Below are 20,282 nucleotides of genomic sequence, written 5' to 3' on the forward strand. Positions count from 1 at the left end.
TTCCGAGGCGGCGAGCTCGATCGCGATCGAGTCGGTAGCCGACCGCCGCGACGCCGGGTGGGCGCATCGACGACCACCCGAACGGCCCACACACTATTGTCCCCATTACGACGCCGCCGACTCGACGGATGACCATGCCCGCAGCCCCACCGGATCACCGCCTCCCGGTATCGCGCCGGGACCGAGGCGTGACCGCGCTTGTCACCCTTGCGGTTTCACTGCCGTCGATGGTGATCAGCTGCCTGCTCGTCTACGGCGCGGGCGCACTCGGCGGACCGTCGACCGCGCTCGGACTGACGCTCACCTGGCTGCTCGTCGGCCCGCTCATCCCGCCGCCGACACCGGATATGGCCCCACTGATCTTCCGGGTGCGCCGACCGCGTCCGGAGGAACAGGCGGCGTTGATCCCGGCCTGGCACAACGTCGCTCAGCTCGCGCGGGTGCACGCGGGCGACTATTCGCTGTGGGTCCAGGACACCCGCGACGTCAACGCGCTCTCCGCGCCGGGGCGCATCGTCGCGGTCACCGGATGGGCGATCGCCGCGCTCGGCCCGCGTGAACTGGAAGCCGTCCTCGCCCACGAACTCGGCCACCATCTCGGCGGCGGCCAGCGCGCCCACATGCTCGCCTACTGGTACGGACTTCCGGTCGCGCTCATCAGGACCGGATACCGCAAGATCACCTGGCTGTTCGCGGTATTCGTCGCCCAGGCCGCGCATATCGTCGGATTCGTCGCGCTGCTTCGGCTGTTCGGCGTGCGAAAAGCCATGGACGTCATCTGTTTCGCCGTCCTGACCCCGACCAGGGCACTGGTATTCGTGGCGGCCGTCATCGGTGCGGCGACGATGTTCGCGATCCCGGTCGCGGTGATCGCGGCGGCGGCGCTGCTGGCCGAACCGTTCGCGAAACAGGCGCAGCGGCGATGGTCGGAGATCAGGGCCGACGCCGTCGCCGTCGACCTCGGCTACGGGCAACAGACCCACACCGTGCTCGATCTGTGGTTGCGTCGGGTCTCGACTCGTCGCGAACCCGGCCCGCTCGCCCGACTGCTCGACTCCCACCCACCGATCGAGACGCGACTGCGCGCCGTCCGCGCCCGCGTCGAGACTTCGGGCTGCGTTATCCCGCCGCCACGGTCCGGGTAACGGTTACCCTGCGACCATGCGAAAGCTTGCGGTGCTGTGCATCGGTCTCCTGGGTTCGGTGCTGCTCGTGGCCTGCGGCAGTGACGACACGTCATCGTCGGCGCCCTCGCCGACGGTCGGTAAATCCATGCCGGCGCCCGCCGTTTCGCCGCCCGGTCTGCGCGAACAGGCGGGCGAGTCCGCCGACAGCAGAGGGCAGGCCGCCGATACCGTCGCGCGCAAGGAAGTCGTCACCGGCCGTGTCGATCTCACCGCGGACGACCCGATCGCCGCCGCCGCGACCGTCGCCGACCAGGTCCGCGCCGCGGGCGGGCGGATCGACAACCGCACCGAAGCGCCGGGAACCGAGGACGGCGATCCCAGCGCGTCGCTCACCGTCCGCGTGCCCGCCGACAAGACCGACGCGTTCATCGACGGACTCGGCGGCCTCGGCAAGGTCACCCGCGTCAGCACCAATCGCGAAGACGTGACCATGCAGTGGGAGGACCTCGACGCCAAGATCAAGGCCCTGCAGTCCTCGGTCGACCGCCTGCGCGTCCTCATGGCGGGCGCGACCAATACCGCCGACCTGCTCGCCGCCGAGAGCGCGCTGTCGAGCAGGCAGGGCGAACTCGACAGTCTCACCGCGCAGAAGAAACTCCTCGACGACCAGGTCAGCCTGTCCAGCCTCACCATCGCCATCACGGCTACCGAGAAGAAGTCCGAGACCGACGACGGTCCTGGCAATTTCTGGGACGGCATCGTCTCGGGCTGGAATTCGCTGGTCGACTGGTTGCAGGACGCCGTCGTCTTCGTCGGCAAGGCGATTCCGTGGGCCGGATTCCTCGTGGTCGTCGGCGCGGTGGTGTGGGGGATCGCGCGTGTGGTGCGCCGTCGTCCGGTACGCCGGGGCGGTCCGGCGCCGAAAGCCGAGCCGTCGTCCGCGCCCGATTCCGTCAAAGCGACATCCGGCACCCACACCACGAAAACCGTTGCCGAGACAGGAGAACCCGGTGCCGCCGACGGTGATCAAGGCGACGATCAAACCGAACAGCCGTAAGGGCCCGCTCGTAGAAACCCTCGACGACGGCACCCTCCAGCTCTACGTCCGCGCTCCCGCCGTCGAAGGCAAGGCCAACAGGGCCGCCGTCGAACTCCTCGCCGAGCACTACGGCGTCCCCAAGAGCGCGGTACGCCTCGCCGCGGGCGCGACCTCGCGCCACAAACGTTTCGAGATCGACCGTTAGACCCCGCCGGGAAACCCGTGCTGTCGCCACGCCTCGTACACCGCGACCGCCGCCGCGTTCGACAGATTCATCGACCGCCGCCCCGGCAGCATCGGAATCCGCACCTGCTCGGTGATACGCGGATCGGCCAGCACCTGCCGAGGCAACCCGGTGGGTTCGGTCCCGAACAACAGCACATCCCCCTCCCGATACGCGATATCGGTGTACCGCGTCCGCGCCTGCGTCGTGAACGCGAACACCCGCTCCGGCGCCAACACCCGCCACGCCTCCTCGAGACTCGCGTGCACCGTCACCGACGCCAGATCGTGGTAGTCCAACCCCGCCCGCCGCAATTTCGACTCGGACAGATCGAACCCCAACGGCTCGACCAGATGCAGCTCACACCCGGTCCCCGCCACCAGTCGAATCGCATTACCGGTATTCCCCGGAATAGCGGGCTCGTGGAACATCAGTCGGAACACAGGCGCTTATTGAACCAGGTGGGTCACCCGTGCGATCGAGGCGGTCAGTTCGGCAGAAGTCGAAGCGGAGTCGAGTGGCAAGTCCGGACAGCGCTGAAGTGCCGCAGATCAAGCGTCGCGACCTCCCGGACACCGAGTCGTTCCGCCACCGCGAGTACGGCGGCATCGACGGCTCTCAATGGGAAGTCGGCGTACTTTCGTACCAGCTCGGCCATACGTTGTAGATCAGTACGGGTGAGCTCGACGAGCTCGATTTCGTTCGAGGCAATGGACTCCAGGAACGAGGCTTCGATCTGCGGTCCTACGCGAGTCTCCAGAAACTAGCAGACCTCCGCGAGCACCGGGCTCGGTACAAGCAGAGGGCCGAGATGGGTTTCAGAGATCTAGGCAGCGTTGGTGATCTGCGTCGTTCTTGTTGAGGACGGCAACGAGCGGGCCTGTGTCGCAGACGATCACCGGCCCGTTTTACCACGTTCTTCACGCAGAAGATCTTCCGAACGCGCAGCGAGGTCGGGTTCGGCGTCCATGACGCCCGCGAACGAGAGACGCCGACGCCGCTCGACCGCCGGTTCCGCCGCAGTTGTCGGTTCGGGGGACTCGGTGACGACAAGTTGGAGTGCGACCGCTCGCAACGCCCGCGCTTGGTCGGGCGTGAGCCGGTCGACCAAGCGATGCAGGTCTTCGTAGTCGTGCGCTGCGGTCATGGTTGCGAGTTTAGTGGCTTGCCGCTTTCGACGCCTGAGGCGCTGACCTGAAAACTGAGGTATCTGCACATCGACGGGCCCATGTTGCGAATCTCCTCGACCATCCGATCGGCCCGTGGTCCGGCGGGACCGATCGGCTACTGGATCGATCCTCGGCCACGCCGGTGAGTCGGTCGGTCGGTGGGCGAGGGATGCGGTGTCCCACATGATCACTCGACGTAGAGTTGGGCGAGCCCGATCGCGGTGGACGCGGTCATCCGGGGATGGCGATATCGACGAGGAGCGCGAGGATGCGGTTCGGCAACGGACTCGATATACCCGAAGGACTCGCGGATGTGTGCGCGCCGGATCGGATGGCGGTGCTGGTGTACGACATGCAGGTCGGGGTGTTGTCGCAACTGAGCGATGGGCCGCAGATCGTCGAGCGGGTCGTGCGGCTGGTGGAGGCGGCGCGGCGCGGTGGATATCCGGTGATCTTCCTGCGCCATTTCTTCCTGCCGCCACGGCTCACCGGGGTGTTCGGCCTGCGCATGGCGATGAACTGGCAGCAGGTCGAGTCCGTCGACGAGGTGAAGCCCATTCTGCAGCGCGACACCCCGCCGTTCGAACTGGTTCCCGAACTCCAGCCCCGGGCCGATGAGATCGTGTTCGACAAGACCTCGATGTCGGCGTTCGAGGGGACTCCACTGGCCGCGACCCTGCGCGACCTCGGCATCGGTAGCTATGCCATCTGCGGGGTGGCCTTGGAGATCGGTATCGCGCCTACCGTCACGCATTCCACCGACCTGGGTTTCGTGCCGGTCGTGGTCGCCGACGCCTGCGGCGGTAAGGATAGGGAGGCCATGGCGCGGGCCTACGACGATTTCGCCTTCCAGGGGCACGCGATGGTCACCGACGTCGACACGATCACACCACTTCTGGCGAGCTGACCGACAGTCACCGGTACGACGCGACGAGTGGACCGCTCTCTCGGGCCGGTGCGAGCGCGGGTTCATCCGCGTTGCCGTGTCGCTGGTCGGCGGCGTCGCGCGATCCGCGACAGTTAGTTGTGGCAGGTGTCGCGGTCGTTGTACAGAAGCATCTGGGTGACCTTCGCCTCGGGTGGGCTCGCCGAGCGGATGCCGAGGAAGCCGTAGTGGGCGGGTTGGCCGGGGACGTCGGCGGAGCTCCAGTTGTGGCCGAGTTGCAGGGTCGGGTAGGCGGCGCGGACCTCGTCCAGGGTGGAGCCGACGGTGATGCCCTCGGGAGTGTGGGCGGGCAGTTTGTTGTGCATGATCGCGACGATCTCGCCCTGGTTGTAGAAGCCGGTCCACCCCGCGGTGGCGGTGTAGCGGCCGCAGCCGGGCGGGTCGCCGCCCATATCCTCGACTTTCGCGATCTCGCCGGTGGCCTGGGCGTCGGCGAGGGTCATGCCGAGGCGGATCTTGCCGTAGCCGAGCGGGCCGAAGTCGGGGGGCGGGGGTGCGACGGCGGTGGAGGAGGCGACGGAGTCGACGGTCGGCCGGGCGGGCGGAGCGACGGTGTTGTCGGAACAGCTCGCGGTGCCGCCGAGTGCGGCCACCAGCGTCACGAAGGTCATGACGGCACGATTAATTCGCATGGTCTTCCCCCGATGTTCGTCCCCGATGAACGAGTTCCCGCCGGATCCGCGGCCCCGTATGCCGCGCCCAGTTTGGTACGGATGAACGGTGCGGGTCAAGGGCCAGTGGGGGATACGCGGCCGCCCGGTTCGGTGGTGCGGCGGTACCGAGCGCACATCGCGAGGTGCGGACGGGTAGTTCGTCGGCGCAACCGTGCGGGTCTGTCGGCGCGGTTGTCCGCGAGGGATCGTTCGCGAGCCGGGGTTCGGTGCCGGTCCGGCGCGGGTCTGCAAGAATCGGGGTGTGACCGATGTCGAATCGCCCACGGGAAGACGGCCCAGCGCGGGCGTGCAGTTCCTGCGCTGCCATCTGCCGATGGTGGTGGTGACCCTGGTCATCCTGCTCGCCGTCATCTTCGTCGCCTCCGATCGGTGGCGACGTGGCGCGCTGTTCTTCGGCGGCGCCACATTGCTGGCCGCGGCGTTTCGACTGTGCCTGCCGACCGCGCAGGTCGGGTTGCTCGCGGTGCGCAGCAGGCCCTTCGATGTAGCGGCGCTCGGACTCCTCGGCTCCGCCATCGTGACGCTGGCCGCGACCATCAGCACGGTCGGCGTCGGCTGACCGGTCGGTCCGGATCGATCGGGCCGACACCGTACAGACCGCCCGATCATCGCGAAAAGATCCGCGATACACCGTATTTCAGATCGCGGTCGACACCCCGCGCATCCCGTACCGCTCCCGCGCCGCACCGGGCGTGATGGTTTCCAGCCGTGCGGGCGGCGCGCCTTCGATGTGCTGGGCGAGAATCCGTCCCGCCGTGGGCGCGATGAACGGGGCGGCGCGGAGCAAGCCGGCCTTGTCGAAGCGGCTGAAGGCCCACACCAGGGATTTGGCGGGCGGGGCGACGGCGAGGTCGACGATGCCGGGACGGTCGAAGTGGCCGAGCGTGCGCATCCATTTCGGTAGCAGTGCGATCGAGGCGAGCGAAAGCAACCGGCTGCCGACGTAATACGACAGGCCCGCACCGTTGCTTCGCGGTGTCCACAGGAGGTGGTGCATTCCCTCTTCGGCGCGTTCGGAGCTGCACAGCCGGGGCCGGACCCGGGCGTAGTACTCGCGCACCTGCTCGCGCGAGCGCGGTACGTCCTCGGGTTTGCAGGTCTGCAATTCGGCCGCGACGGCGCATTCGGCCCAGTAGCGGGTCTCCTCCTCGGGGGTGAGCGGTCCGGGGCCGAAGACCTCGTATGCCTTGAGTACCGAATGCCAGCCGGTGATGTGGATCCACAGCTGGGTCTCCGGGCTGTTCGCGCTGTAGCGCTTGCCGCTGATCGGTTCGATGCCGGTCATCGGCGCGTGGATTCGCATCAGGTGGTCGGCGGCTCGGACCGCGGTGCGACCGTCGGCGATCGCGACGAGCAGGAAGTAGGAGAAGGTGTGGTCGAGGCGGGCGCGGGGATCGGAGTAGATCCCGCGTGCGTCGGCGACGGCGGCGGTGAGGAACGGGTCGAAGTGTTCGAGCACCACCGCGCGCTGGAAGCCGATCACCACGGTGGGCGCGGTCCAGATCTTCCAACTCGGGGAACCGGGGCCGAAGAAGCCGTAGTCGTCGCGGCGCAGCGTGGTCGGATCGAAATGCATCACATGCTCCTGTGCTGAGGGAAGGGGCCGCGGCTCCCGGCGTCCCCATCGAATACAACGCAACCGTAGCAATGGTGCGAGTTCAATACAACGGGTGCGTAGGATTTGCCGCGCTTTCCTTATTCGACGTCGCTGCTGACAGGATGGAGCGATGGAGGTGAGACGGTCGTGACCACACCGGGCGGGGTGCCGCGAGCCTCGGCGCAGACCGATCGGCCGCGCAGGCGCTACGCGCCGCGCCTGCCTCCGGCCGAGCGCAGGGAGCAATTGCTCGACGCCGCCTACGCCGTGCTCGGTCGGTTGGAATTACACGAACTCAGCATGGAGGCGGTCGCGCAGGAGGCCGGGGTCGGTAAGCCGGTGCTGTACACCGTCTTCAAGACCCGCGCCGAACTCGTCGCGGCCCTGCTCGATCGAGAGCAGCAGCGGGGGCTGGAGCAGGTGGCGCAGACCCTGCCGACCGACCTGATGGGCGCCGATCCGGTGGTCGCGGCCTCGGCGACGGTCGAATCCTTCGTCGGTGTGGCACTGGAGAATCCGACGCGGTGGCGGCTCATTCTCGCCGCGCCGGACCGCGCTCCGGGGGAATACCGTGAGGCGCTGGGGAATTCGCGCGCGAGCGTCTTCGATCAGGCCGAGGCCCTGGTGCGGATGGGTATCGCGTTGCAACCGCGGCTGGCGGGAATCGACTCGGCGCTGCTGACCAATTCGCTGCTCACCATCGCCGAAATGCTCGGCCGTCTGGCCGTCAACGATCCCGGCGAATACCCGCGAGAACGCATCGAGGGTTTCGTCGACGCGGTGGTCCGATTACTGGTCGGCCCGGTCGAGTAGTTCGCGGCTCGACACCGCGCATCTCGATGACCGACCGATCGGGAAAGTTCGGGCCTCAGCGGTTTTCGCGCGCCAGCCGCATGGTTTCGATCAACAGTTTCGACACCGCCGCCGCTTCGGTCAGGAATCCGTCGTGCCCGTCGCGGGAGTGCACGATCTCCAGACCGTCGCAGCCGGGAAGCAGTTCGGCCAATTCCTCTTGGGTCCGCAGCGGATAGAGCCGATCGGAGTCGACACCGCCCACCACGCACGGTACCGGCGTCGAGGCCAGGGCGGCGGCGACACCGCCGCGTCCACGGCCGACGTCGTGCCGGTTCATCGCCTCGGTGAGCAGCACGTAGGTGGCGGGATCGAAACGGCTACACAGCTTTTCGGCCTGGTGTTCCAGGTAGCTCTGTACCGCGTAACGTCCGCCGCGCCACGGATCCTCGTCGTCCTGGGCGTGATTCTCGAAGCGGTGATCCAATTCGCCTTCGGTCCGGTAGGTCAGGTGCGCGATCCGCCGCGCGATACCCATTCCGTTCGTCGGGGCGCGACCGGTGCCGTGGTAATCGCCGCCCTGCCAGTCCGGATCGGAGGTGATGGCGGCGATCTGGGTGGTCTGGGTGCCGATCTGGTCGGCGGTGGCGCGTGCGCCGACCGCGAGCACCAGGGCCGCCGCCACCCGCTCCGGGGCGGTGATCATCCACTCCAGCACCCGCATACCGCCCATCGACCCGCCGACCACCGCGGCGAGTCGGTCGATGCCGAGCAGATCGGCGAGCGCGATCTCCGCGGTCACCTGATCGCGGATGGAGATCTCCGGAAACCGCGCGCCCCACGGTTTCCCGTCGGGCGCGAGCGACGCGGGCCCGGTGCTGCCCTTGCAGCCGCCGAGCACGTTCGTCGCGATGACACACCATTCGTCGGTGTCGATCGGCGCACCGGGGCCGACCATGCCGTCCCACCAGCCGGGCTGCGTATGCAGGCCGTCGGGCGCGCCGACCACGTGCGAATCACCGGTCAGCGCGTGTTCGACCAGGACGACATTGTCCAGCGCGGGGGACAGTTCGCCCCAGCGCTGCACCGCGAGACCCACATCGCGGACGACGGCGCCGTTCTCCAGCCGGATATCCCCGATGGTGATCACGCCGAGCCGCCCGTCCGGCGGTGGCAGCAATGTCGTACCGGTCACTGGACGGGCGGTGCTCGGCTCGGTGCTCACGGTCACGTCGCCGCCGCGAAACCGGCGCGTAGGTCGGCGAGGATGTCCTCGATGCCTTCGATGCCGACGGCGAGGCGGACCAGCCCGGGCGTCACGCCCGCGGCCGCCTGTTCCTCCGGTGTCAGCTGTGAATGCGTGGTCGAGGCCGGGTGGATCACCAGCGACCGCACGTCGCCGATATTGGCGACGTGGCTGTGCAGGGTCAGCGCGTCCACGAACTTCTTGCCCGCGTCGATACCGCCGCGCAGGTCGAAGGCGATGATCGCGCCCGCGCCCTTGGGGGCGAGTGCGGCGGCGCGCTGGTACCACGGCGAGGTGGGCAGGCCCGCGTAGAAGACGGCTTCGACGTCCTCGTGGTTCGCGAGGAATTCGGCGACGGCCTTCGCGTTGGAGACGTGCCGCTCGATCCGCAGGCTCAGTGTCTCCAGTCCCTGGGCGATCAGGAAGGCGTTGAACGGCGAGATCGCCGCGCCGAGATCGCGCAGCAACTGCACGCGGGCCTTGAGCGCATAGGCCGGAGCGCCGAGATCGGCGAAGACCGCGCCGTGGTAGCTCGGGTCCGGCGTGGTGAAGCCGGGGTAGCGTGACGCGCCGGCGGCGTCGGCCACCGTCCAGTCGAAGGTGCCGCCGTCCACGATGACGCCGCCGATGGCCGTGCCGTGTCCGCCGAGGTATTTCGTCGCCGAGTGCACGACGATGTCGGCGCCGTGGACCAGCGGCTGGATCAGGTACGGGGTGGCGACGGTGTTGTCGACGATCAGCGGGATGCCCGCCGCGTGGGCCACGTCGGCGACGCCGCGGATGTCGAAGATGGCGCTACTCGGATTGGCGATGGTCTCGCCGAAGAAGGCCTTGGTATTGGGCCGGATGGCGGCGCGCCACTGTTCGGGATCGTCCTGATCGTCGACGAAGGAGACCTCGATGCCAAGTTTGGGCAGCGAGTAGTGGAACAGGTTGTAGGTGCCGCCGTACAGCTGCGGGCTGGAGACGATGTGGTCACCGGCCGAGGCCAGGTTCAGGATCGCGTAGGTCTCCGCCGCCTGTCCCGAGGCGACGAGCAGCGCGGCCACTCCGCCCTCCAGCGCGGCGATGCGCTGTTCCACCACGTCCTGGGTGGGATTCATGATGCGCGTGTAGATATTGCCCGGTTCGGCCAGCCCGAACAGCGCCGCGGCGTGGTCGGTGTCGCGGAACGCGTACGAAGTGGTCTGGTAGATCGGCAGTGCCCGTGCGCCGGTGGCCTGATCGGGGGCCTGGCCCGCGTGGATCTGTTTGGTCTCGAAGGACCAGGCGGCCGGATCGATCGGGGACGTCGTTGGATCGCTCATATCGTTCTCCAAATGAGGGGTTGTTCGCCGGACGAACGGGTTATCGCGACGCGGGCGACGGACAACAACACATTTCGGAATCCTCCTGAACAGCGCGCTTGCTCCCGGCCTTCGGGAGCCCGGTCATCACCCGGAGCACCCCACCGCAGCTGGAGGGTTGCCGACCAGCGAGCCGGGGCTTGACGCTGGCACTCATGACCTGAGAAACATGGTAACCGGACGGTGCGAAACGCCCGAATTCCGTTGGAAATATCACGCGGATTCGAGCGGGCGCGACTGCGAGCAGATGCGCTGGAGCTCGTTGTACGCGGTGAGCACCGCGTCGCGAGCGGCACGCGCGGCGGTCCGCGGGTCGCTGTTGACGACCAGTTCCTCGGAATCGGCCATCGCGATATGGCACAGCATCTGCCAGGTGGCCACGACCAGGCGCACGCGCAGCGCGCCGGGGGCGTCGCCGGTGCGTTCGGCCAGGCACCGGGTGATCGCGGTGGTCTTGGTCTCGCCGAATTCCAGGGCGCGGGCGTTGACCGCCGGGCTGTTGCGCGCGATGCGCTGCATTTGCTGGAACTGCCGGAACGACGTGGTGTCCCCGCCGTCGGCGGCGCTGTCGATGATCGCGAGGTAGGCGTTGCACAGCGCGCGTAGATCGCTGTCGGCCCGCGGCTGCTGACGCAGCGCGGTGGCGACGCCTTCGCCGAAATCGGAGATCGGACCGAGGATGATGTCCTCTTTGGTCTCGAAGTACCTGTTCACGGTGCGTGGCGAGACGTCGGCGGCGTGTGCGATCTGCTCTACGGTCGTCGCCTCGAAGCCCTGGCTGTCGCACAGGTTCAGGGCGACTTCGATGATGCGCGCGCGGGTCTGGATCTTCTTGCGCTCGCGCAGGCTCGGGCCGCAGCGGCCACGAGCCGGGCCGGTGGCGCGGGCATCGGCGGCCACGTCGATCGGCGCTGGAGAGTCGAGCATTTCCGCATTCTATCCCACGACTGTTACCGTTTGGCAGCCATAGGCAAATGTCTGATTGCGACATTTTTCTCTTGACGCCAAATGTCTGACAGTGACAGGATTAGCCGACTTGATCCGAAAGTCCTGTACTTCGAACGAGGAGACCGAGATGACCGACACCGCATCGGCGGCCGACGCACCGGGGAAACGGGGGAGTTCCGCACGCTGGCTCGCCCTCGCAGTCATCGCGCTGGCACAGCTCATGGTGGTTCTCGACGCCACCATCGTGACCATCGCCCTGCCATTCGCACAACGTGATCTCGAGATCAGTCAGGGCAACACCCAGTGGGTGATGACCGCCTACACGCTGATCTTCGGCGGTTTGCTGCTGCTCGGCGGCCGCATGGCGGACTACCTGGGCCGCCGCAACATCTTCATCGCGGGCCTGATCGGCTTCGCCGCCGCGTCGGCGCTGGCCGGACTCGCGCAGAACGGGGCACAGCTGTTCGTGGGCCGCGGCCTGCAGGGCGCCTTCGCCGCACTGCTCGCCCCCGCCGCGCTGTCACTGGTCTCGGTGACGTTCACCGAGGCGAAGGAGCGCGCGACGGCCTTCTCGATCTTCGCGGGCATCTCCGCCGCGGGCGCCGCGATCGGCCTGCTCGCCGGTGGCGCGCTCACCGAATACGCCTCGTGGCGCTGGACCCTGCTGGTGAACGCCCCGATCGCGATCATCGCGCTGATCGGCGCGCTCACCTTCGTGCTCAAGGACGTGCCCGCGCCGCGCACCGGCGGTTACGACGTGCCGGGCGCCGTCTCGGTGACCTTCGGTCTGGTCGCCATCGTCTACGGCTTCAGCCGCGCCGCCGAGGACGGCTGGACCGCGGGCAGCACGCTGGGTCTGCTCGCCGTCGGCGTCGTCCTGCTCGCGGTGTTCGTCGGGGTCGAGCGGCGCTCGACCAATCCGCTGCTGCCGTTGCGTATTCCGGGTGAGATCAACCGGGGCGGCGCGCTGATCGTGGCGCTGCTCGTCCCGATCGCGATGTTCGCCATGTTCCTGTTCCTCAGCTTCTACTTCCAGAACACGCTGGGATACACGCCGCTGAAGGCGGGTGTGGCCTTCCTGCCCTTCCCGATCGGCATCGCCATCTCCGCGGGTATCACCAGCACCCTGCTGCCCAAACTCGGCCCGCGTCCGCTGATGCTGGCGGGCGCCGTGCTCGGCACGATCGGTCTGCTCTGGCTGGCCCAGCTCGGTTTCGGCGACGGCTACGCGTTCAGCGTGCTGCCCGCCCAGTCGCTGATCGCGCTCGGCATGGGCCCGCTGTTCGTCGGTATGCAGGCCGTTGCGCTGCATCAGGTGGACGAGCAGGACTCCGGTGTCGCCAGTGCGCTGCTGAACGCGGCGCAGCAGGTCGGCGGCGCGGTGGGTACCGCGTTGCTCACCACCATCTCCGTGCAGGTCGCCAAGGACTACGTGATCGACAATCCCACCGTGTCCGATCTCGCCGCGCGCGCCTCGATCCACAGCTACGACGTCGCGTTCTACGTGGGCGCGGGCTTCTTCCTCGCCGCGATCCCGGTGATCGCGCTGATGATCCGGGACAAGCCGGAGAATCTGATCGAGGGAGCCGAGGACGACGTCAAGGTGCCGATGGCGGTCTGAGAAAGAATCCGATCGTGGGTCCGCGCGCCGGTTGCGGTGCGCGGGCCCTCGTCGTTTCGGCAGGTGGCCGTTTCGGCAGCTGACAGCCTTATGCGTGACCTGCGCCGATATGCTCCCGATCACCCGATACCTACCTGCGGGTAACAACTAACACCGTTACCCGGGTACGCTGCGAGGTTACGCACAGTGGTACCTCCCCGCGCGGTGAGCACATCACCAGCAGTACGCTTGTCTTGTTTTGCACCACTCGTCCCGCCGACAAGACGGGACATATACGTTGTCTGTTGGAACAGCTGGGGTCCGCTCACAAGCGTGTTCACCTGGCCGTGCAATGAGGGCACCATCCTAGGAGGACACGAAGATCCATGTCCAAGATCAAGGTTGAAGGCACCGTCGTAGAACTCGACGGAGACGAGATGACCCGGATCATCTGGCAGTTCATCAAGGACAAGCTGGTCCATCCCTATCTCGACGTGAACCTCGAGTACTACGACCTGGGAATCGAGTACCGGGACAAAACAGACGACCAGGTCACCATCGACGCCGCGAACGCCATCAAAGAGCACGGCGTCGGCGTCAAATGCGCCACCATCACCCCGGACGAGGCCCGGGTCGAGGAATTCGGCCTGAAGAAGATGTGGCGCTCGCCCAACGGCACCATCCGCAACATCCTGGGCGGAACCATCTTCCGCGCGCCGATCATCATCTCGAACGTGCCGCGCCTGGTCCCCGGTTGGACCAAGCCGATCATCATCGGCCGCCACGCGTTCGGCGATCAGTACCGCGCCACCGACTTCAAGGTCTTCGAGGCCGGCACCGTCACGCTCACCTTCACCCCCGAGGACGGCAGCGAGCCGATCGTCCACGAGGTCGTGAAGATGCCCGAAGAGGGCGGCGTCGTGATGGGCATGTACAACTTCCGCAAGTCCATCGAGGACTTCGCTCGCGCGTCGTTCAACTACGGACTCGCGCAGAACTACCCGGTGTACATGTCCACCAAGAACACCATCCTCAAGGCCTACGACGGCATGTTCAAGGACACCTTCCAGGAAGTCTTCGACGCCGAGTTCAAGACCCAGTTCGACGCGGCGGGCCTCACCTACGAGCACCGCCTCATCGACGACATGGTCGCCTCCTCCATGAAATGGGAGGGCGGCTACGTCTGGGCCTGCAAGAACTACGACGGCGACGTCCAGTCCGACACCGTGGCCCAGGGCTTCGGTTCGCTCGGCCTGATGACGTCCGTGCTGCTCACCCCGGACGGCCGTACCTGCGAGGCGGAGGCCGCACACGGCACCGTGACCAGGCACTACCGGCAGCACCAGCAGGGCAAGCCGACTTCGACCAACCCGATCGCGTCGATCTTCGCCTGGACGCGCGGGCTCGAGCATCGCGGCAAGCTGGACAACACCCCCGAGGTGATCGGTTTCGCCCAGACCCTCGAGGACGTCGTCATCAAGACCGTCGAAGGCGGCCAGATGACCAAGGACCTGGCGGCGCTCGTCGGCGGCGACCAGAGTTACCTGAGCACCGAGGAATTCCTCGGCGCGCTCGACGAGAACCTGGCCCGCGCCCTGCGCTGAGCCAAGTGAAAGAGGCGAGCTCACACGCTCACCTCTTCCGGCGCTGGGATCTCCCAGCGCCGGGCCGACACGGGCACCCGCCCACAGGTGGGTGCCCGAGCTGTCTCCGGCCCACGCGGACATTCGCGGTCGCCGCGGGCAGGTACCTGCCCGTCGCGTCCGAGAATGTCCGGTCAGGCCGGTGCGGGTGGCCGAACTCACGTCCGCGCGGGAAGAGATCACGGACGGCCCCCGGTTACATGAAGGCGTGACCAGTCCCGTGATCGCGCCGACGACCGTGCCCGCCGAGCGGACGGACTGGCATATCCCGGCCATGCTCGCCCTCGCGCTCGGGGGCTTCGGCATCGGCACCACCGAATTCGTGACCATGGGTTTGCTGCCCGATATCGCGGAGTCCGTGCACGTCTCCGAGCCGACGGCCGGGTACGCGGTGTCGGCCTACGCGCTCGGCGTCGTCGTCGGCGCGCCGGTGATCGCGGCACTGTGCGCGCGGGTCGCGCGCAAGCGGCTGCTCGTGTTCTTGATGGTGGCTTTCACCGTCGGCAATATCGCGACCGTCTTCGCGCCGAATTTCGCGACACTTGTCATCTCCCGTTTCGTCTCCGGTCTGCCGCACGGCGCGTACTTCGGTGTGGCGTCGCTGGCCGCGGCCACACTGGCCCCGATCGGACAGCGCGCCAAGGCCGTTGCCGCGGTTATGCTGGGATTGAGCGCCGCCAATGTCGTCGGCGTTCCCGCTGCGACGTGGCTCGGTCAGCATCTGGGCTGGCGCGACGCCTATGTGGTGGTGGCGTTCATCGGCGCCGCCACCGTGCTCGCACTCCTGCGATTCGTTCCGGAACTCACCGGAATAAAGATCACCAACCCCGTGACCGAACTCGGCGCGCTGCGACGGCCGCAGGTGCTGCTGACCCTGGCCGTGGGCGCCGTCGGCTTCGGCGGGATGTTCGCCGTCTACACCTACATCACGACCACGCTGACCGATGTCGCGGGCATGTCGTCGGGTCTGGTGCCGATCGTGCTGATGCTGTTCGGCGTCGGCATGGTGGTCGGCAATATCGTCGGCGGCGTGCTCGCCGATCGTGGCGTGGATCGCGCGATCTTCCTGTCGATGATCGCCATGGTCGTCATCCTCGCCGGATTCATCGCCGCCGCGCACAATCCGTTCACCGCGGGTATCGGGGCGTTCCTCATCGGCGCGTCGGGCGCGGCGCTGGCCCCGGGACTCCAGACCCGACTGATGGATGTCGCCGCCGACGCGCAGACCCTCGCCGCGGCCCTCAATCACGCGGCCCTCAATATCGCCAACGCGGCGGGCGCGTGGCTCGGCGGCGTGGTCATCGCCGCCGGTCTCGGTTACTCGGCGCCCGCGGCGGTGGGCGCGGGTCTCGCGGTGCTCGGCGTCGTCCTGTTCGCGCTGACCGTCTGGGCGGCCCGCAGGAATCCCGCCTGACGCGGTAGAACATACAGGGCTGTATGTAAGTGTAGAATCGTCCGAATGACCAGGACCGACGCCCCCAAACCGCAGCGCCGTACCCAGGAACAGCGCAGCAGCGAGATGCGGACGCGGTTGCTGGACGCGACGATCGACTGTCTGGTCGAGTACGGGTACGCGGGAACCACTACGCCGAGGGTCGCCGAGTTGGCCGGAGTCACCCGGGGTGCGCAGGTCCACCATTTCGGATCCAAGACCGACCTGGTGGTCGCGGCCATCAGCCATCTCGCGCAGCGGCGCGCCGAAACCGCGATGCGCGAGATGGATCGGGTGGTGGTCGGCACCGATCCGGTCGACGCCGCGCTGGCCTTCCTGTGGGAACTGCACCAGGGTCCGCTGTTCATCGCCACGGCCGAATTGTGGGTGGCGGGCCGGACCGACCCGGTGCTGGCCTCGGCGATGGAGAAGGTCGAACCCTTCGTCAACAACGCGGTGCTCATGGCGGTGGCCAGATTCGTGCCGGACGAGATGCGCCGCAAGGAAGCCCGCGATTTCGTCTACACCGCGATGGACGCGCTGCGCGGCATTCTGGTGGCGAATTTCATCGACGCCGATTCCGAGCGGGCGCACCGTCGCTGGCGTCGTGCCTGTGTGCATCTGCGGGGGATCGCGAACGCCGCGCTGAAGAAGGTCGACTCGCTCGACTGACGGTCACCGCGGCCTCGAGCTCTGTGGCCTCGAGTTCAGCGGACTTGCGGCGCGCCACATACGAGATCGACTGTATGTAGGAGATCTGGCCTTTCGATACAGGCAGCAGGATTCCCGCACTTTCCGTTTCCGTTGCCGTATTGCGTAGTTACATACATGCTTGTATGTTTGTTATCGGTTCGGTTCACAGCGATACGCCACGTAGCCACCGAGCGCGGGCGGTCCGAAAACTGAGGGAGTTCGATGGCGAACAAGGTCTACGTCGTTGGTGTCGGCATGACGAAATTCGAGAAGCCGGGACGCCGAAAGAACGAGGACGGCACCGATTGGGACTATCCCGATATGGCGAGGGAATCGGGCACCGCCGCGCTCGCCGACGCCGGAATCGACTACCGCGAGGTCGAGCAGGCCTACGTCGGATACGTCTACGGTGAGTCGACCTCCGGCCAGCGCGCGGTCTACGAACTCGGGATGACCGGCATTCCGGTGCTCAACGTGAACAACAACTGTTCCACCGGTTCGACCGCGCTGTATCTCGCGGCCCAGGCCATCAGGGGCGGCCTCGCCGACTGCACGCTGGCGCTCGGTTTCGAGAAGATGCAGCCCGGCTCGCTCGGGTCGACCTGGGACGATCGCGAACAGCCGATGGCACGACACGTCATGGCGCTCGCCGAGATCTCGGAGGTGCTCTTCCCGGTCGCCCCGTGGATGTTCGGCGCCGCGGGGCGCGAGCACATGAAGCAATACGGCACCACCGCGGAGCATTTCGCCAAGATCGGCTACAAGAACCACAGGCATTCGGTGAACAATCCGTATTCGCAGTTCCAGGACGAATACACCCTCGACGACATCCTGGGTTCGCGGATGATCTACGACCCGCTCACCAAATTGCAGTGCTCGCCGACCTCCGACGGATCCGGCGCGGTCGTCCTGGCGAGCGAGGATTTCGTAGACAGGCACGGTCTGGCCGCGCAGGCGGTGGAAATCGTCGGGCAGACCATGACCACCGATTTCGCGTCGACCTTCGACGGCACGGCCAAGAATCTGATCGGCTACGACATGAATGTCCAGGCCGCGCGCAAGGTCTACGACCAGGCCGGACTCGGGCCGGAGGATTTCCAGGTCATCGAATTGCACGACTGCTTCTCCGCCAACGAACTGCTGCTCTACGAGGCCCTCGGCCTCTGCGGGGAGGGCGAGGCCGCGGGGCTGGTCGACAGCGACGCCACCACCTACGGCGGGAAATGGGTGGTCAATCCCTCGGGCGGCCTGATCTCCAAGGGACATCCGCTGGGCGCGACGGGTCTGGCGCAGTGCTCCGAACTCACCTGGCAGTTACGCGGCACCGCGGACAAACGCCAGGTCGAGAACGTGACCGCGGGTCTGCAACACAATATCGGGCTCGGCGGCGCCGCCGTCGTCACGGCCTACCGGCGCGCCGACCGCTGAGTTCTAAGGCCGAAAGACGCCCTACCGCAACGAAATTCACCGAGAAGGAGCCGGATATGGGACATATCGAGGCCACCAAGGACGTCAACGCCACCCCGGAAGCGCTGTGGGCCGTCGTCTCCGACCCGCAGACGTGGGCCGAATGGTTCACCATCCACGAGCGTTTCCTCGAAGAACCGCCCGCCGCGCTGGCCGAGGGCTCGAAACTCGTCGCGAAGATCGTCATGCTCGGTATGGCGAACAAACTCGAATGGACCGTGGTGTCGGTGGCGCGGCCGCACCGGCTCACCCTCGGCGGCACCGGAATGGCCGGTGTGGAAACCGAATTCACCTTCGATATCCGGGCGAAGGGCGAGGGCGGCAGCACGATCGTCGTCTCCGGTGATTTCGAGGGCGCGCTCATCAAGGGCGCGCTGGGCAAGGCGGTGGAGAAGGACGGACTCAAACAGCTGGACACCTCGCTGGAACAGCTCGACGCGCTGGCCTCGGCCTGATCGCGAGGGGCGAGCGATGACAGCGCAGTCCGGCACCCGCGTGGTGGCCTTCGACGACGCGGGCCTGGAAACCTGGTGCGAGGACGAGACTTTCGAGGTCACCGCCGAGCGGATCGCCGAATACGCGGCGGCCACCAACGATCCGATTCCCGCTCACCGCGCCGGTGCGGTCGCGTCACCGGTTTTCGCCATCGTCCCGGCCTTCGAGGCGATGTTGATGCCGGTGATCGATGTCGCGCCGACGAATATCTTCGGCCGGGTCGTGCACGGCGAGCAGGATTTCCACTTCCACCGGGCGATCGAGCCGGGCGACCGCCTGGTGTCACGGGCCAAGGCGATCGGCTACACCAGTCGACCCAACGGGACCTCCATCTCGATTCTCGTCGAATGTCGTGACGACGCCGGGGAATTGGTCAACGAGCAGTATCTGACCGCCTTCTTCCGCGATATCCACGCGAGCAAGTCGGTCGGCGCGGCCGCGCCGACGCACAAGTTCGACGAGGCGCTGCGGTCGACCGAGCCGGTCGCGGTGGTGTCCCAGCACGTCGACTCGGACCAGACCTACCGCTACGCGCCCGCGGCGGGTGATCCGGTGCCGCTGCACCTGGACGAGCAGGTCGCCAGGGACGCGGGACTGCCGGGCATCATCGCGCACGGTCTGTGCACCATGGCGTTCGCGTCGTGGGCGGTGCTGACCGAGGTGGCGGGCTCGGACACCCGTCGACTGACGCGTTTCGCGGTGCGTTTCGCCACGATGGTCTTCCCCGGCGACGACCTGGAGACCCGCGTCTGGAAGGTCGGATCCGAGAACGGGAAGACCACCTACGCCTTCGAGACGGTGCGCGGGACCGATGTCGTCCTCAGTGACGGACTGGCCGAGATCGCCGACTGATCCGTCGGCGGTCGTTTCCGAGGAATTCAGCACCTCCGCCGACAGGTGGGCGGATGGTGATCACCGCGTGGGAGCCGCGCGGACAGACGAGGAGAGATCATGGGCGTATTGGCAGGAAAGGTCGCCGTCGTCACCGGTGCGGGTCGCGGCATCGGTCGCGAACACGCGCTGCTGTTCGCCGCGGAGGGCGCGGCCGTCGTGGTCAACGACCTCGGCGGCAGCAACGCGGGTGAGGGCGCCGATACCGGTCCGGCCCAGCGGGTCGTCGACGAGATCGTGGCCGCGGGGGGCCGGGCCGCCGCCAACACCGACGACGTCGCGAGCTGGGAGGGAGCGCGCAAACTCGTCGCACAGGCGGTCTCGGAATTCGGCGGACTCGACGTGGTGGTCAACAACGCGGGCATCCTGCGCGACGCCTTCCTCGCCGGAATGACGGAATCACAGTGGGACGCGGTGATCGCGGTCCACCTGAAGGGGCACGCCGCGATGCTGCACCACGCGGGGGCGTACTGGAAGGAGCGGAGCAAGGCGGGCAACCGGCCCAGTGCGGCGGTCATCAACACCGCCTCGGCCTCGGGAACCACCCTGCCCAACGCCGGACAGGCCAACTACGGCGCGGCCAAGGCCGCGATCGCCGCGCTGACCCTGGTGGCCGCGGAGGAATTCGGGCGCTACGGGGTGCGGGTGAACGCCATCGCACCGATCGCGCGCACCCGGCTCACCCTGGCCACCCCCGGTATGGGCGCGATGCTGGCCGCCGAGGCCGAACAACTCGGCGCGGACGAATTCGACGCCTTCAGCCCCGCCAATATCTCCCCGCTGGTCGCATACTTGGCATCGGACGAGTGCACGACGACCGGCAAGGTTTTCGCCGTCCAGGGCGGCGCCATCTCGGAGTTGGCCGGATGGCACGACGTGAAGACGATCGAGGCCGAAGGGCCGTGGCTCATCGACGACATCGCCGCCCGGCTGCCGTGATCAGGTAAGGAGAAC

At 67.3% G+C, this 20,282-nt stretch carries 22 protein-coding genes and 1 riboswitch; of the genes, 14 read left to right on the forward strand and 8 right to left on the reverse strand.

Translation table 11 applies throughout. From position 1 onward, the window contains the following. Nucleotides 1–188: 188 nt before the first annotated feature. The 3 genes from DAT37_RS16280 to DAT37_RS16290 are packed head-to-tail and all read left to right on the forward strand — an operon-like array spanning nt 189 to nt 2,371. Nucleotides 189–1,145 (forward strand): M48 family metalloprotease, encoded by a 957-nt coding sequence (locus DAT37_RS16280; protein ID WP_157978510.1) that lies wholly within the window; start codon nt 189–191, stop codon nt 1,143–1,145. 16 nt (nt 1,146–1,161) lie between these two features. Beyond that, a complete protein-coding gene (locus DAT37_RS16285) occupies nt 1,162–2,184 on the forward strand; it encodes a DUF4349 domain-containing protein (protein WP_109525520.1) in 1,023 nt (340 codons plus the stop codon). Continuing rightward, entirely contained in the window at nt 2,138–2,371 is a 234-nt protein-coding gene (locus DAT37_RS16290; RefSeq protein WP_232839775.1) for a DUF167 domain-containing protein, read from the forward strand. Before DAT37_RS16285 ends, DAT37_RS16290 begins: the two co-directional genes overlap by 47 nt. On the opposite strand, the gene DAT37_RS16295 is transcribed toward DAT37_RS16290, so the two are convergent. The 3 genes from DAT37_RS16295 to DAT37_RS16305 form a co-directional block, all read right to left on the reverse strand. After that, entirely contained in the window at nt 2,368–2,832 is a 465-nt protein-coding gene (locus tag DAT37_RS16295; protein WP_109525521.1) for a tRNA (cytidine(34)-2'-O)-methyltransferase, read from the reverse strand. The two genes, DAT37_RS16290 and DAT37_RS16295, sit on opposite strands and share 4 nt — an antisense overlap. A gap of 44 nt (nt 2,833–2,876) precedes the next feature. Next, the gene (locus DAT37_RS45495) at nt 2,877–3,149 is read right to left on the reverse strand and encodes a PIN domain-containing protein (protein ID WP_332873334.1); all 273 of its coding nucleotides are present in this window, start codon (nt 3,147–3,149) and stop codon (nt 2,877–2,879) included. Nucleotides 3,150–3,284: 135 nt separating this feature from the next. Then, the gene (locus DAT37_RS16305; protein WP_109525522.1) at nt 3,285–3,536 is read right to left on the reverse strand and encodes a hypothetical protein; all 252 of its coding nucleotides are present in this window, start codon (nt 3,534–3,536) and stop codon (nt 3,285–3,287) included. 290 nt (nt 3,537–3,826) lie between these two features. On the opposite strand from DAT37_RS16305, the gene DAT37_RS16310 reads away from it, so the two are divergent. After that, nucleotides 3,827–4,465: a cysteine hydrolase family protein gene (locus DAT37_RS16310; protein ID WP_109525523.1), complete on the forward strand. Its 639-nt coding sequence runs from the start codon at nt 3,827–3,829 to the stop codon at nt 4,463–4,465. A gap of 113 nt (nt 4,466–4,578) precedes the next feature. Here the strand turns inward: DAT37_RS16310 and DAT37_RS16315 are convergent, their stop codons facing one another. After that, nucleotides 4,579–5,115 carry a hypothetical protein gene (locus tag DAT37_RS16315; RefSeq protein ID WP_109525524.1) on the reverse strand — a complete coding sequence of 179 codons (537 nt, stop codon included), beginning with the start codon at nt 5,113–5,115 and terminating at the stop codon, nt 4,579–4,581. 376 nt (nt 5,116–5,491) lie between these two features. Here DAT37_RS16315 and DAT37_RS16320 point away from each other — a divergent pair, with 376 nt between their 5' ends. After that, complete coding sequence (locus tag DAT37_RS16320; protein ID WP_109525684.1) at nt 5,492–5,737, forward strand: DUF3017 domain-containing protein; 246 nt, start codon at nt 5,492–5,494, stop codon at nt 5,735–5,737. A gap of 78 nt (nt 5,738–5,815) precedes the next feature. Here the strand turns inward: DAT37_RS16320 and DAT37_RS16325 are convergent, their stop codons facing one another. Beyond that, nucleotides 5,816–6,754: an oxygenase MpaB family protein gene (locus DAT37_RS16325; protein WP_109525685.1), complete on the reverse strand. Its 939-nt coding sequence runs from the start codon at nt 6,752–6,754 to the stop codon at nt 5,816–5,818. Nucleotides 6,755–6,922: 168 nt separating this feature from the next. On the opposite strand from DAT37_RS16325, the gene DAT37_RS16330 reads away from it, so the two are divergent. Next, nucleotides 6,923–7,588 (forward strand): TetR/AcrR family transcriptional regulator, encoded by a 666-nt coding sequence (locus tag DAT37_RS16330; protein ID WP_232839776.1) that lies wholly within the window; start codon nt 6,923–6,925, stop codon nt 7,586–7,588. Nucleotides 7,589–7,643: 55 nt separating this feature from the next. Here DAT37_RS16330 and metX read toward each other — a convergent pair whose 3' ends face one another. The 3 genes from metX to DAT37_RS16345 all read right to left on the reverse strand — a co-directional run bounded on the left by metX (nt 7,644) and on the right by DAT37_RS16345 (nt 11,086). Next, nucleotides 7,644–8,798 (reverse strand): homoserine O-acetyltransferase MetX, encoded by a 1,155-nt coding sequence (gene metX / locus DAT37_RS16335; protein ID WP_109525525.1) that lies wholly within the window; start codon nt 8,796–8,798, stop codon nt 7,644–7,646. Further along, nucleotides 8,795–10,120 (reverse strand): bifunctional o-acetylhomoserine/o-acetylserine sulfhydrylase, encoded by a 1,326-nt coding sequence (locus DAT37_RS16340; protein ID WP_109525526.1) that lies wholly within the window; start codon nt 10,118–10,120, stop codon nt 8,795–8,797. The genes metX and DAT37_RS16340 overlap by 4 nt, the downstream gene beginning before the upstream one ends. Nucleotides 10,121–10,209: 89 nt before the next feature. Beyond that, a riboswitch (SAM riboswitch) is annotated at nt 10,210–10,320 on the reverse strand. Between the two features lie 52 nt (nt 10,321–10,372). Continuing rightward, nucleotides 10,373–11,086, reverse strand: a complete 714-nt coding sequence (locus tag DAT37_RS16345; RefSeq protein WP_109525527.1) for a TetR/AcrR family transcriptional regulator — start codon at nt 11,084–11,086, stop codon at nt 10,373–10,375. 148 nt (nt 11,087–11,234) lie between these two features. On the opposite strand from DAT37_RS16345, the gene DAT37_RS16350 reads away from it, so the two are divergent. The 8 genes from DAT37_RS16350 to DAT37_RS16385 all read left to right on the forward strand — a co-directional run bounded on the left by DAT37_RS16350 (nt 11,235) and on the right by DAT37_RS16385 (nt 20,267). Then, on the forward strand, nt 11,235–12,728 hold the full coding sequence (locus DAT37_RS16350) for an MFS transporter (RefSeq protein ID WP_109525528.1): 1,494 nt from the start codon (nt 11,235–11,237) through the stop codon (nt 12,726–12,728). 365 nt (nt 12,729–13,093) lie between these two features. Then, on the forward strand, nt 13,094–14,311 hold the full coding sequence (locus tag DAT37_RS16355; RefSeq protein WP_109525529.1) for an NADP-dependent isocitrate dehydrogenase: 1,218 nt from the start codon (nt 13,094–13,096) through the stop codon (nt 14,309–14,311). Nucleotides 14,312–14,570: 259 nt separating this feature from the next. Further along, nucleotides 14,571–15,764: an MFS transporter gene (locus DAT37_RS16360; RefSeq protein ID WP_232839796.1), complete on the forward strand. Its 1,194-nt coding sequence runs from the start codon at nt 14,571–14,573 to the stop codon at nt 15,762–15,764. Nucleotides 15,765–15,809: 45 nt separating this feature from the next. Then, the gene (locus tag DAT37_RS16365; RefSeq protein ID WP_109525530.1) at nt 15,810–16,454 is read left to right on the forward strand and encodes a TetR/AcrR family transcriptional regulator; all 645 of its coding nucleotides are present in this window, start codon (nt 15,810–15,812) and stop codon (nt 16,452–16,454) included. Nucleotides 16,455–16,697: 243 nt separating this feature from the next. After that, a complete protein-coding gene (locus tag DAT37_RS16370) occupies nt 16,698–17,903 on the forward strand; it encodes a lipid-transfer protein (RefSeq protein ID WP_109525531.1) in 1,206 nt (401 codons plus the stop codon). Nucleotides 17,904–17,959: 56 nt separating this feature from the next. Then, nucleotides 17,960–18,397 (forward strand): type II toxin-antitoxin system Rv0910 family toxin, encoded by a 438-nt coding sequence (locus DAT37_RS16375; RefSeq protein ID WP_109525532.1) that lies wholly within the window; start codon nt 17,960–17,962, stop codon nt 18,395–18,397. A gap of 16 nt (nt 18,398–18,413) precedes the next feature. After that, entirely contained in the window at nt 18,414–19,289 is an 876-nt protein-coding gene (locus tag DAT37_RS16380; RefSeq protein ID WP_109525533.1) for a MaoC/PaaZ C-terminal domain-containing protein, read from the forward strand. A gap of 99 nt (nt 19,290–19,388) precedes the next feature. Beyond that, nucleotides 19,389–20,267, forward strand: a complete 879-nt coding sequence (locus DAT37_RS16385) for an SDR family oxidoreductase (protein WP_109525534.1) — start codon at nt 19,389–19,391, stop codon at nt 20,265–20,267. Nucleotides 20,268–20,282: the final 15 nt, after the last annotated feature.

The organism is Nocardia aurea (assembly GCF_003123685.1).
GTDB classification, from domain to species: Bacteria; Actinomycetota; Actinomycetes; order Mycobacteriales; family Mycobacteriaceae; genus Nocardia; species Nocardia aurea.